This window comes from Phaeacidiphilus oryzae TH49 (assembly GCF_000744815.1).
GTDB lineage: Bacteria > Actinomycetota > Actinomycetes > Streptomycetales > Streptomycetaceae > Phaeacidiphilus > Phaeacidiphilus oryzae.
On the sequence record NZ_JQMQ01000005.1, the window covers coordinates 5268275 to 5280105 of the forward strand.

Genomic DNA, 11831 nt, shown 5'->3' on the forward strand with positions numbered 1-11831 from the left:
GTAGACGCGGAGGTCTGACGGAAAGTGAACACACAGCCTCGCAGGTGCCGTTGGCGTAGGCTTTCCGCATGACTGCGGAAGGCGCGGCCTCCGCCCACGCCGAGCTGGCTCAGCTACGGGCGGCGCGGGCGCGGCAGCGCGCCGCGCGGGCGGCCGCGGCCGCCGAGCGCCAGGAGCGTCAGGCGGAACGCACGGGCCAGGCGATCTTCGCCCGTTCCGCCGAGCTGCTCCGCTCCACCGCCCGGGTGCAGGCGACCTCGGCCGAACTCCAGGAGGCGTACGCCCGCCGGCTGCTGGAGGACGCCCGGCGCGGTGGCGCCGAGTCGAACTTCATGACGGGGGTCGCCGAGGCCTGCGGGGCGCCCCGTGCGGCGCTGACGCTGGTCGGCGGCGACGGGACGCAGGTGGCCGTGGCCGCCTCGGACGTGCCGGGCCGGAGAGCGCAGGAGCTGGAGTTCGTTCTGGGCGAGGGCCCGGTGACGGAGGCGGTGGCCGGACGCTCGGTGATCACGGCGGCCGAGCGGGAACTGGTGGAGCGCTGGCCGGCGGCGGGGCCCGAGCTACTGAGGCTCGGGATCGGCGTGGTGCAGGCGGTGCCGCTGGCCGGCTCGACGGCGGGCAGCTGCCTGGGGGTACTGGCGGTCTTCGGTGCCGGCCCCGGGCTGCCGGCGCCACCGGACCGGGTGCGGGACTGCGCGGAAGGACTGCTCCGCGAGGTGCTCCTGGGGACCGACGCGGACCCCGAGCTCTACGGCGGGATCGATCACCGGGACGTGGTGCACCAGGCGGCGGGGATGCTGTCGGCGCGGCTCGGCCGGCCGACGCTGGATGTGCTGGCGATGATCAAGGCGAGAGCATGGACCGAGAGCAGTACGACCTCCGCGATCGCCCGCCAGATCGTGGACGGCCAACTCGACCTGTCGGGGGAGCAGCAATGACGACAAACACGCCCGAGGAGCACCGGGCTCCGGGGGCGCTGACGGGGCCGGGCGGCGGCTCAGGCGGGGTCGAGCACCCCCCGGAGGCGCTGCGGGCCACCGAGCGGCGCACCGCGGAGGCGTTCGTCGAGCTCGCCGGCGGGGCTTTCGGCGAGGGGCTTGATCCGCGCGGGCTGCTTCAGACACTGGTGGTGCAGTGCGCCACCTTCCTGCCGGGATGCGCGGCCCAGGCGGTGGCTGTGGTGCCGGCAATGCCGCCGGTGCGGCAGGGGGGCGGCGCCGGCAGCCGTGGAGGGGCGCCGGGCTCCGGTGGGGCGGTCGAGGGGCCGGCCGGGGGGTCGGGCAAGAACGGGGGACGGAGCTGCGACGTGCCGCTGCTGTGCGCCGGCTCGGATCGACGATCGACCGATCTCGCGTGCAGTGCCGCCGAGTTGGACGAGGGGCCGGCCGCCGACTGCCGGCGGGCCGGGCGCGCGCTCGGCTGGACCGCGCTCGAGGGCGCGCACGCCAGGCAGCGCTGGCCGCGCTTCGCACCGCACGCGCTGCGGCTCGGCCACCGCCGGGTCGCCGCGGTGCCGATGCGCGGGCGCGGGCGCACCGTGGGCGCGCTGGTGCTGCTCGACTCGGCGAGCAGGTGGGAGCCGGGGGCGGCGGGGCCGCTGGACGGGGCTCGGCCGCTGCCGGGGGTGGAACTGCTCGACGGTGGGCGGCAGCACGGGGCCGGACGGCCCGGGGCGGCAGGGGCGCCGGGGGCGCCCGGGGCGCCCGGGGCGTGGGACGGCGGCGGGGCGCGGGGGCCGGGCGGCAGGCCGGAGGCCTCGGACTCGGGCGCGGGCCCCGGAGTGGGCCCGGGAGCGGGCGCGGGCCGGGAAGGGGCGGGGCAACCGCCGAGGGTCCGCCGGGAGCACGAACGGCCGTTCTCCGGTGATGAGTTGGAGCTTGCCCAGGCGATGGCGGATGCCGCCGGGATCGCCCTCGCCCGGGAGCTGGAGGTGTGGGACAGCCGCAACCGCGCCGAGCAGCTGGAGTACGCGCTGAGCCACCGGGTGGTGGTGGAGCAGGCGAAGGGGGTGCTGGCCACCCGGCAGGGGATCGGCGTGGACGAGGCCTTCGAGCTGCTGCGGGGGTATGCGCGGCGCAATCGGCGGCGGGTCAGCGAGGTCGCCCGGGAGATCGTCGACGGCAAGGAGCTGTTCTGAGCGGGGGCGCGGCATGGCGGGTAGCGGACGGCGGACGGCGGACGGCTGGAAGGTTCGCCCCGGCGTCGCCGCCCTTCGCCGCCTCCCGGGGCCGGGCGCCCCGGTCCGGCCAGAAGCCGCAACGGTCACGGTCACGATCACGGTCACGGGTAGGGAGCCGGGGCCCGGGCCTGCGACGGGCACGGGGCCGTGGTGGGCGGCGCCGGGACGCGGTTGCCGGCCCCGCGCAGGCTAGGCGTTGATCGCCTCGTAGACGCTGAAGGCGGCCATCGCGAGCATCGCCGCCGCGGCGATCCGCTGGATCATGTGCATGGGGATCCAGCGCAGCAGGGTCCGGCCGCCGACGATGGCGAGGCCGCCGACCGCCCAGAGGGCGAGGAGCGAGCCGATCGCGACGGACAGCGGATCGTTGTACTTGGCGGCCAGGTTGGCCGTCATGATCTGGGTGAGGTCGCCGAACTCGGCGACCAGGACCACCAGGAAGCTGGTGCCGGCGACCTTGCCGAAGGAGCGTGAGGCGGGGGTGCGGGTGCCCTCCTCGGCCTCCTCCTCGCCGTCCCCGAAGCTCTGCTTCAGCAGTACGGCCGCGCCGATCAGGAAGAGGACCGCGACCACCCCCTGCAGCCAGCGGTGGGGGAGGAGGGCCAGCAGGCTGCCGGCCGCGACCGCGAGCGCCACATGCACGGCGAAGGCGGCGGCCACCCCCGCGAAGACGTGGCTCGCGCGGTAGCGGGTGCCGAGCATCAGGCTGGCCAGGGCCGTCTTGTCCGGGAGTTCGGCGACGAAGATGATGCCGAAGACGATCAGTAGGACGCTGAGGTTCACGCGGGGGTCTTCCTGCTGGGTCGGGCGGCTGCCGCGACCGAGCGACATCCTCAACGGCGACGCCTCGGCGCAGCAGCGTGCGCACGACGGCTTACACGCTGGGCCGAAGGTCTCGCCGACGCCCGCTCCGTGCCGGCCCGCTGACCGGCACTGCGCGCGCCCCGGGCGCCGCCCGCCCAGAGGGCGGGGATATGTCGACGTTCCGGTGGAGGGCTACTCCCCTTCGCTCGGAGGAGTCTAACCCAGGACGCCGGCGGTTCAGGCGGACGGCCGACGGAGCCGTCCCCTGGCGACCAGTTCCAGGGTGGCCAGGATCGCCACCGACTCCACCAGCAGCAGCGCGATCAGCACGAACAGCTGGACCGCGCCCGCGGCCAGCGGCTTCGCCCCGCCGAGGAGGACGCCGACGAAGGCCCCGGGGAGGGTGACCAGGCCCACGGTGCGGGTCTGGTCGAGGGCCGGGATGAGGGAGGAGGCGCCGGAGGTGCGGCAGATCTCCAGCCGGGCCTCCCGGTCGTCGAGACCGAGCGAGAGGGCGGCCTCCACCTCGCCCCTTCGCTGGTGGAGCTCGTCCAGGGCGCGGCGGCCGGCCAGGGTGGTCGCGGTGAGCGCGCCGCCGATCAGGATGCCGGCGACCGGGATCAGTGAGATGCCCTTGAGCGGCAGCAGCCCGGTGAGGAGGAGGACCGCCAGGACCGGCAGCACGCCGAGGGCGAGCGGCACCGCCGCCCACCACCAGCCGGGGCCGGGGGTGATCCGGCGGCCGGCGGTGCGGGACGCGACCGAGAACATCAGCAGCACGAAGAGCAGCAGCAGCGGCAGCGACTTCACGACGAAGGCGATGACCACCGAGACCGCGGCGAGCTGCACGGCCGCCCGCAGGCCGGAGCGGAGCACGGCGTGGCCGAAGCCCAGCCGGCCGCGCCCGGCCACCGCGACCGCGGCGACCAGCAGCACGGCGAGGACGACCGCGAGGGTCGCGTTGACCGGCAGCAGCGAGGAGGACGAACCGGAACTCACCGCGTCAGGTTACGCGCGCCACCACGACGCCGGAGCCCCCCTGCGGCTCTGCGGGGGTCCGACAGACCTACCTTCGGTGCTCGACATGGGCGGGGCGGGCGGTTCAGGGTAGACAGTATGGAATACACGCAGCTTGGGCGTACCGGTCTGACGGTGAGTCGGCTCTGTCTGGGGACGATGAACTTCGGGCCTCAGACCGATGAGCCGGACTCGCACCGGATCATGGACACCGCTCTCGAGAAGGGCATCAACTTCTTCGACTCGGCGAACGTCTACGGCTGGGCGGAGAACCGCGGCCGCACCGAGGAGATCATCGGCAACTGGTTCGCGCAGGGCGGCGGGCGCCGGGAACGCACCGTCATCGCCACCAAGGTCTTCGGCGCGATGCCGGTCGAGGGCTACTCGGGCGACTCCCCGTGGCCGAACTCGGACCGGCTCTCGGCGCGCAACATCCGCCAGGCCGTGGACGCCAGCCTGCGGCGGCTGCAGACGGACCACATCGACCTCTACCAGATGCACCACGTCGACCGCCGGACTCCGTGGGAGGAGATCTGGCAGGCGATGGAGACCCTGGTCGAGCAGGGCAAGATCCTCTACGTCGGCAGCTCCAACTTCGCCGGCTGGCACATCGCCACCGCGCAGGAGGTGGCCCGGCACCGGAACTTCCTCGGGCTGGTCAGCGAGCAGTCGCTGTACAACCTGATGGAGCGGAGCGTCGAGCTGGAGGTGCTGCCGTCCGCGGAGTACCACGGGCTGGGCGTCATCCCCTGGTCGCCGCTGCACGGCGGGCTGCTCGGCGGCGTGATCCGGAAGACCGAGGAGGGCCGGCGGCGCACCACCGGGCGGGCGGCCGAGGCGCTGGAGGAGAACCGCGCGCAGATCCAGGAGTTCGAGGACTTCTGCGACAAGCTCGGTCAGGCGCCGGGCACGGTCGCTCTGGCCTGGCTGCTGCACCAGCCGGCGGTGACGGCGCCGATCGTGGGGCCGCGTACCGACGCGCAGTTCGCCTCGGCGCTGGACGCGCTGGACGTGAAGCTGAGCGCCGAGGAGCTGGCCCGGCTGGACGAGATCTTCCCGGGGCACAAGACGGCTCCGGAGGACTACGCCTGGTGATCCGGGCGTGAGTTGACGGCTCGTCAGCGGAATTGGGGCTCCGGGGAGTTGGCCGGACGGACCTCCTGGAGGAGGCCGTGGGTGAAGTCCGCGGTCCAGCGGGAGCCGTCCTGCGGGTCGGTGAAGTCCAGCTGACTGCGGGTCGGCGCGGAGCCCTCGCGCGGTACGGCCGGCGGGAAGGCCGCGGCCACGTCCGCCACCACGCAGGACCACGGGGTCAGCTCGGCGACGGTGGCGGGGGTGGGCGCGGTCTTCGCGTCCGCGCGCACCAGCCACTCGTTCCAGGGCGCCCCGCCGCCGGGGGCGAGCAGCACCTCGAAACGGAGGTCCGGCCAGAGCGGCAGGGTCCACTGCCGGGCCGTGCAGACCAGGTCGCCGAACCGGCGGCGGAGGGTGCGCTCGGGCGGCCCGAGGATCTCCGGGTGGCGGCGGGCGCCGCGGGGGAAGCCCGAGGAGCGGATCATCGCCTGCCAGCGGCGGTTGGCCTCGCGCATGGAGGTACGGGTCTCGCCGAGCTCGCGGACCGCCCGGTCCACCAGGTCCGGGTTGAAGTCGGCCATCCGCCGGAGGAGGACCAGCTGGAACTCGGTGCTGCCGAAGCGCGGGATGCTCATGGCCTCCAGCCTGTCACCGCGGCGGGTGGGCCGGGGCCCCCGGGGCTGGAGGTCCCCAGGTCCCCAGGTCTCCGGGGCCGGGTCTCCGGGTCCGGGTCTACGGGTCAGCCGCCCGTGATCCGGTCCAGGACGGCGGCGGTGGCCGGGCCGTAGACCCCGGCGGGGTCCGAGGTGATGTGGTAGTCGGCCTGGAGCTGGGTCACCTCGGCCGCGGTCATCTGGTCGTACTGGCCGGTGGGGCGGGCGTGGCGGTAGTGGGCCTCGCGGAGCCGGTACTGGAGATCGGTCACGGCGGGGCCGGAGTCGCCGGGGACGAGCTCGCCGGAGCCTGCGGACGCGGAGCCGGAGCCGGTGCCCGAGCCGGTGCCGGATGCGGAGGTCGTGGCCGAGGCCGGAGCGGAGGCCGGGCTGCTGCCGCCGGTGCCGGTCGGGCCGGGGGTCGGGCTCGCCTTGCCGGGACTCGACGTCGCGGTCGGCGTGGCCGAGGGGCGGTGCGTCGCCGAGGCGGTCGGTGAGGCGGGGGCGGTGCTGGGCGCGGCGGAGGTGCCGCCCGCGCTGCCGGACTCCGTGCTGGGCAGCGGCGCGACCGAGGTGCCGACGGACGGACGGGCGGCGGGCCTGCCCCCGCCGCCGCTGGTGAGGGCGGCGGCGAAGGTCCCTGCCCCAGCCAGTACGACGACGGCCGCGGCGGCGCCGAGCAGCCCGCGCCGACGGCCGCGGGGGCCGCCGGGGTCGCCCGAACCGCTGGGATCGCCGGGACCACCCGAACCGCCAGGGCTCCCGGGCCGCGCGGCCCGGGAGGCGTGCGGCGGCGGCGGCGCTCCGGCGCCCGCGCCCGCGCCGTGCCTGGCCCGGCCGGTGCCGCCGCTGCCGCGGACGCCGGTGCCGCCGCTGCCGCCGCTGCCGCGGACACCGGCGCGGTCCGCGCGGCCCGCGCGGCCCGCCCGGCTGGTGCGCTGGGCGTCGTCGGTGATGCGCGGGATCGGGGCGGTGGCCTGCTGGTCCGGGGCGGGGAAGAGGGCCACGTCGGCGGGCGCGGGCCCGGGCGCGGCCGGATCGCCGACGGGCAGCAGCACCGTGCGTGCGGTGTTCTCGTCCGGAGCGACGGCCTCCGGCTGTCCTTCCCGCCCCTCGGGTATCTCGGTGCCGGCGGTCTCCGAGCGATCATGCGCGTCGTGCATGGGGCCTGATTATGCAGCAGCCGTGAAGCCGGGCGCACATCTCCCGGAGGTGGTGAAAGTCATGTGGGTACGCCGGGTGACCTATGCCGCAGCGCTGCTGACCGGGCGTCAGCCCCGGCGGGCTCAGCTGTACGCCACCCGCAGCTCCTTGATGCCGTTGAGCCAGGCGGAGCGCAGCCGGCGGGGCTCGTCGAGCAGCCGGATGTCCGGCGCCGCGTCGGCCAGCGCGTTGAAGATCAGCTCGATCTCCAGCCGCGCGAGGTTGGCGCCCAGGCAGAAGTGCGGGCCGCCGCCGCCGAACCCGAGGTGGGGGTTGGGGTCGCGGGTGATGTCGAAGGAGTCCGGCTGCTCGAAGACCTCGGGGTCGTGGTTGGCCGAGGAGTAGAACATGCCGACCCGGTCGCCGGCCCTGATCCGCGCCCCGCCCAGCTCCACGTCCTGGGTGGCGGTGCGCTGGAAGGACATCACGGGGGTGGCCCAGCGGATGATCTCGTCCGCGGCGGTCCTCGGCCGCTGCTCCTTGAAGAGCTTCCACTGCTCGGGGTTGCTGAGGAGGGCGTGGATGCCGTGGCTGATCGCGTTGCGGGTGGTCTCGTTCCCGGCCACCGCGAGCACCAGCACGAAGAAGCCGAACTCGTCGCTGCCCAGGTTGCCCTGGCCCTCGGCGTTGACCAGCTGGGTGACGATGTCCTTGGCCGGGCAGGCCTTGCGCTCCTCGGACATCCGCATCGCGTAGGCCAGCAGTTCGGCGGCGGACTCGGTGCCGACCTCCTGGGTGATGGACAGCTCGGGGTCGTCGTAGCCGACCATCCTGTTGGACCAGTCGAAGATCTTCGAGCGGTCCTGCTGCGGCACCCCGATCAGCTCGGCTATCGCCTGGAGCGGGAGTTCGCAGGCCACGTCGGTGACGAAGTTGCCGCCGCCCTCGGCGAGGGCGCCGGAGACGATCCGGTGGGCGCGCTCGCGCAGGGTGTCCTCCAGCGCCTTGATGGCGCGCGGGGTGAAGCCGCGCTGGACGATCTGCCGCAGGCGGGTGTGCTCCGGCGGGTCCATGTTGAGCATGATCAGCTTCTGCATCTCGATCCCGTCCCGCGGGATGTCGGGGTGGAAGCGGATCACGGCGGTGTTGGTGTGGGAGGAGTAGATCTCCGGGTGGGTGGAGACCTCCTTGACGTCCGCGTGCCGGGTCACGGCCCAGTAGCCGCCGTCGTCGAAGCCGCTGGTGTGCGGGGGCTGGGCGATCCAGCTGACCGGGGCGGTGCGGCGCATCACGGCCAGCTCCGGGAGAGGCACGCGCTGCTGGTTGAGGTCGGGGTCGGTGAGGTCGAAGCCCTCGGGGAGTGCCGGGCAGGTCATCGCAGCCTCCAGGAACCGCACCCTGCCGCGCCGGCGGCCGGCAGGGAACTGACGCGCTCTATAACTGACGGTTCGTCAGATTGCGTCTCGAAGGTAGTAACGCGTTCTAGAGGTGGCAAGAGGGTGTGCGGGTGTCGATTGCGTGAGGACGCGGATTCCCTGTGTCAGGACTCTTGCCGAGACAGCCCGGAGCGCATAGAAAGACGGTCAGAACTAGAACTCGTATCAGTTCTGCGTGAGCCGAGCCGGCGGGACCAGCCGAACGCCGCGCGGCAGCTGACCTCACGCGCGACAGGAGATGAGGTTTCATGGCCGCTGAACCCGTCATCGTCGAGGCCGTCCGGACCCCCATCGGCAGGCGCGGCGGCGCGCTGGCCAACCTCCACCCCGCCTATCTGCTGGGGGAGACCTTCCGCGAGCTGCTGGCGCGCACGGGGGCCAAGGCGGACGTCGTGGAGCAGATCGTCAGCGGGACGGTGACCCACGCCGGCGAGCAGTCCATGAACCCGGCCCGCAACGCCTGGCTGGCCATGGGCCTGCCGTACGAGGTGCCCGCGACCACGGTGGACTGCCAGTGCGGCTCCTCGCAGCAGGCGAACCACATGGTGCACAACATGATCGCCGCCGGGGTGATCGACGTCGGCATCGGCTGCGGTGTCGAGTCGATGTCCCGGGTCCCGCTGGGCGCCGGCTCCGCGCACGGGCCGGGGCGGCCGTTCCCCGACGAGTGGAACGTCGACCTGCCCAACCAGTTCGAGGCCGCCGAGCGGATCGCCCGCCGCCGCGGCATCTCCCGCGCCGACGTCGACGCCCTCGGCCTCGCCTCCCAGCGCAAGGCGCAACAGGCCTGGGCCGAGGAGCGGTTCAAGCGGGAGACCTACGCCGTGCAGGTGCCCACCAAGGAGGAGGAGCAGCTGGCCGGCCAGGGGATGTGGCGGCTCTTCGACCGGGACGAGGGACTGCGGGACACCTCGATGGAGGCGCTCTCCGGCCTCAAGCCGGTGCTGCCGAACGCCATCCACACGGCGGGTACCTCCTCGCAGATCTCGGACGGCGCCGCCGCGGTGATGTGGGCCTCACGGCGGGCCGCGCGGGCGCTCGGCCTCACGCCGCGGGCTCGGATCGTCGCCCAGGCGGTCGTCGGCGCCGAGCCGCAGTACCACCTGGACGGGCCGATCGACGCCACCCGCGCGGTGCTCGGCAAGGCCGGGATGACCCTCAAGGAGATCGACCTGGTCGAGATCAACGAGGCCTTCGCCTCGGTGGTGCTCAGCTGGGCCGCGGTGCTGGGCGCCGACCTGGACAAGGTCAACGTCAACGGCGGGGCCATCGCGCTGGGCCACCCGGTGGGCGCCACCGGGGCCCGGCTGATCACCACCGCGGTCCACGAACTGGAGCGGGCGGACAAGGAGTTCGCGCTGATCACGATGTGCGCGGGGGGCGCACTGGCCACCGCGACGATCATCCAGCGGGTCTGACGAGGGGCGGCCACTGTGCCTGACGACCCGTCAGGCGCTCGGCCGCAGACGGGCGATGGAGCGGAGGAGGCAGTCGAGGTTGACCACCTTGTGGGCGCCCACCCGGGCGAACGGCAGCCGCTTGCCCCGGGCGTGGATCCGCACCTCGCCCTGGAGGACGGTGACCCGCTCCAGAGCCTCCCAGGCCAGCAGGCCGCGCGGGGTGGCTATCCCCTCCGGCCGCAGCGCGTACGGGCCGAAGGGGGCCTCCTGGCCCGCGCGGACGGCGGCGACCGCGGAGTCCGCCTGGGCCAGGGTGATCTCCTGCTGGAGGCGGGCGCCGAGCTCGGCGATGTCCTGGTAGAGGTTGGAGAGGGTCTCGGTCCGGCCCTCGGGGTCGGTGAGGACGAAGGCGTAGCGGGTGTTGAGCCGGATCCCGTAGACGTTCGGGGTGACGATGTTCTGCCGCAGCCCCGTGGAGTCGAAGCGGTAGACGGCCTCCGGGCCGTTCCGCCCGCAGATCATCACGCCCCGCTGGTAGAGGTCCACGCGCTTGGCGGCGCTCGCCGCGGAGAGGTTGGGCGAGCGCCGGAGGAGGACGAGCAGCCGGACGGCGAGCGGGATGGTGATCACCATCGCGGTGTTCACCACGATCAGCAGCACATGGGAGAGCACCAGCAGGGTGCTCCAGCGGACCGCCGGGTAGGAGGCGAGCCGGCGGCCCAGGGCGGGGTCCTGCGACGGCGGTTCCTGCGCGGCGGCGACCCGCGCGGCAGCGCCCTGCGGGGGTTGGGGGACGGTCATCGGGCTCCCCCTCGGCCGTTCCAGTACGGCTGGGCAGCCGGACCCGCAGCAGGACCCGGACCCGCAGCAGGACCCGGACCCGACGCCAGCTCCGGCCCCTGGCCCCAGCCCGCCGCCGGCGTCGCGTCGAGCGGTGAGCGGCCGTTCGGAAGCGCCGGCCGGCCCGCGTCCTCCCAGCCCAGCACGGCCTCCACGCGGTTCGCCGTGAACAGGGCGGTGCCGTCGGCGGAGTAGCTCCAGGGCGCGGTCGCCACCCGGTCGCCCAGCTGCCGGAACATCCACACCGCCTCGGCGTACCGCCCGGAGCGGGTGAGGAAGTAGGCGAGCCAGCCGCGCAGCGCGTCGATCCGCAGGTGGGCGGGGTGTGCCGCGGCCAGGTCGGCCAGGCCCTGGTCCACCGCGTGGCGGACCTCCGGGCCGCGCCAGAACGCCCGGCGTTGCTCCTGGTCCTCGGGGCGCAGCTCGTTGTTGAGGAGGTCCAGCCGCAGCAGCGTCAGCAGCGATCCGATCGGCGCGGTGGCGATGGCCTCCTCGACGAAGCCGGTCACCAGCTCGCGCGAGCCGTGCCAGCGGGGCAGCCAGTAGTTCATCGCGCCGAGATGTGCCGGAACGTGGTACGGCGCCCGGGACCTGACCATCGCCCACAGCTCACGGAAGGCCTCGTGGGGGTAGGAAAGGCCGGTGGCCGCGCCGAGGTGGACGATCCACGGGACCGGGTCCTCGGGCAGCAGCGCGGCGGCCTCCTGGCAGGCTCCGGGGGCCGCGGACAGCGTGCGGTGGAACCCCTGCCACTGCTCGGCGGTGACGCCCTCGGCCCGGCCGGTGCCGCGGACCGCCCAGGCGACCTCGACCAGCGACCGCGCGTAGACCACCGCGGCGCCCGGGTCCCGCGGCGCGGCCTGGCGCCAGGCGCGCAACCAGGCGTCCTCCCGCACGGCGAGCTCGGCCAGGTGGCAGGCGCAGAGGTAGCGGAGCTCCCAGTCCGCGCCGACCGCCTCCAGCAGTGCCGAGGCGGGCCGCCAGTCGCCGGTGCGCTCCGCCGCCTCCCCGGCCGCGGTCAGTGCGGGCAGCGGCCGGATGAGGCCGGTCCGCAGCGCCGCCCGCGGAGGCATGCCGTAGGCGGCGGGGTCGATGGTGCGCGCCTCGGCGGCGTCCCGCGGGGGAGCGGGCGCGGCGCTGCGGCGCGCGGCGGCGGCGGCGACGGCGGCCGCCGCCTCGTCCAGCTTGGCGCGGCCGCTGAGGCGTCTCAGGAATCCGGACACGGGGTGTTCCTCCGGGGGGGTCGGCAGCGGTTCGACTGCCGTGGGTTCAGGGGGCGTGCGCT

The 11831-nt window shown here is 74.5% G+C and carries 11 protein-coding genes; 4 read left to right on the top strand and 7 right to left on the bottom strand.

All coding sequences use genetic code 11. The annotated features are described in order from the left end of the window. Positions 1-68: 68 nt before the first annotated feature. Positions 69-938 (top strand): hypothetical protein, encoded by an 870-nt coding sequence (locus BS73_RS27140; RefSeq protein WP_037576846.1) that lies wholly within the window; start codon positions 69-71, stop codon positions 936-938. After that, a complete protein-coding gene (locus BS73_RS39960) occupies positions 935-2137 on the top strand; it encodes an ANTAR domain-containing protein (protein WP_051940781.1) in 1203 nt (400 codons plus the stop codon). The genes BS73_RS27140 and BS73_RS39960 overlap by 4 nt, the downstream gene beginning before the upstream one ends. Positions 2138-2368: 231 nt before the next feature. Here BS73_RS39960 and BS73_RS27155 read toward each other — a convergent pair whose 3' ends face one another. Further along, positions 2369-2962 carry a TMEM165/GDT1 family protein gene (locus BS73_RS27155; protein WP_037576848.1) on the bottom strand — a complete coding sequence of 198 codons (594 nt, stop codon included), beginning with the start codon at positions 2960-2962 and terminating at the stop codon, positions 2369-2371. Between the two features lie 258 nt (positions 2963-3220). Next, positions 3221-3982 (bottom strand): ABC transporter permease, encoded by a 762-nt coding sequence (locus tag BS73_RS27160; protein WP_235215550.1) that lies wholly within the window; start codon positions 3980-3982, stop codon positions 3221-3223. Positions 3983-4099: 117 nt separating this feature from the next. On the opposite strand from BS73_RS27160, the gene BS73_RS27165 reads away from it, so the two are divergent. Next, positions 4100-5095 carry an aldo/keto reductase gene (locus BS73_RS27165; protein ID WP_037576850.1) on the top strand — a complete coding sequence of 332 codons (996 nt, stop codon included), beginning with the start codon at positions 4100-4102 and terminating at the stop codon, positions 5093-5095. A 23-nt stretch (positions 5096-5118) separates the two neighbouring features. Here the strand turns inward: BS73_RS27165 and BS73_RS27170 are convergent, their stop codons facing one another. The 3 genes from BS73_RS27170 to BS73_RS27180 all read right to left on the bottom strand — a co-directional run bounded on the left by BS73_RS27170 (position 5119) and on the right by BS73_RS27180 (position 8246). Further along, on the bottom strand, positions 5119-5709 hold the full coding sequence (locus tag BS73_RS27170; protein WP_037576856.1) for a hypothetical protein: 591 nt from the start codon (positions 5707-5709) through the stop codon (positions 5119-5121). Between the two features lie 104 nt (positions 5710-5813). Beyond that, a complete protein-coding gene (locus tag BS73_RS40490) occupies positions 5814-6890 on the bottom strand; it encodes a peptidoglycan-binding protein (RefSeq protein ID WP_037576860.1) in 1077 nt (358 codons plus the stop codon). Between the two features lie 123 nt (positions 6891-7013). Then, a complete protein-coding gene (locus BS73_RS27180; protein ID WP_037576863.1) occupies positions 7014-8246 on the bottom strand; it encodes a cytochrome P450 in 1233 nt (410 codons plus the stop codon). 308 nt (positions 8247-8554) lie between these two features. On the opposite strand from BS73_RS27180, the gene BS73_RS27185 reads away from it, so the two are divergent. Then, the gene (locus BS73_RS27185; protein WP_037576866.1) at positions 8555-9724 is read left to right on the top strand and encodes a steroid 3-ketoacyl-CoA thiolase; all 1170 of its coding nucleotides are present in this window, start codon (positions 8555-8557) and stop codon (positions 9722-9724) included. A gap of 30 nt (positions 9725-9754) precedes the next feature. Here the strand turns inward: BS73_RS27185 and BS73_RS27190 are convergent, their stop codons facing one another. Further along, a complete protein-coding gene (locus tag BS73_RS27190; RefSeq protein ID WP_037576869.1) occupies positions 9755-10507 on the bottom strand; it encodes a DUF6585 family protein in 753 nt (250 codons plus the stop codon). Further along, positions 10504-11769, bottom strand: coding sequence for a hypothetical protein (locus BS73_RS27195; RefSeq protein WP_051940787.1), 1266 nt, complete (start codon positions 11767-11769; stop codon positions 10504-10506). Before BS73_RS27195 ends, BS73_RS27190 begins: the two co-directional genes overlap by 4 nt. Positions 11770-11831: the final 62 nt, after the last annotated feature.

What these genes read in the sequence shown, in the direction of transcription:
- BS73_RS27165 (WP_037576850.1), top strand. Translation starts at nt 4,100, where the DNA reads ATGGAATACACGCAGCTTGGGCGTACCGGTCTGACGGTGAGTCGGCTC.
- BS73_RS27185 (WP_037576866.1), top strand. Translation starts at nt 8,555, where the DNA reads ATGGCCGCTGAACCCGTCATCGTCGAGGCCGTCCGGACCCCCATCGGC.
- BS73_RS27180 (WP_037576863.1), bottom strand. Translation starts at nt 8,246, where the DNA reads ATGACCTGCCCGGCACTCCCCGAGGGCTTCGACCTCACCGACCCCGAC.
- BS73_RS27190 (WP_037576869.1), bottom strand. Translation starts at nt 10,507, where the DNA reads ATGACCGTCCCCCAACCCCCGCAGGGCGCTGCCGCGCGGGTCGCCGCC.
- BS73_RS39960 (WP_051940781.1), top strand. Translation starts at nt 935, where the DNA reads ATGACGACAAACACGCCCGAGGAGCACCGGGCTCCGGGGGCGCTGACG.
- BS73_RS27140 (WP_037576846.1), top strand. Translation starts at nt 69, where the DNA reads ATGACTGCGGAAGGCGCGGCCTCCGCCCACGCCGAGCTGGCTCAGCTA.
- BS73_RS27170 (WP_037576856.1), bottom strand. Translation starts at nt 5,709, where the DNA reads ATGAGCATCCCGCGCTTCGGCAGCACCGAGTTCCAGCTGGTCCTCCTC.
- BS73_RS40490 (WP_037576860.1), bottom strand. Translation starts at nt 6,890, where the DNA reads ATGCACGACGCGCATGATCGCTCGGAGACCGCCGGCACCGAGATACCC.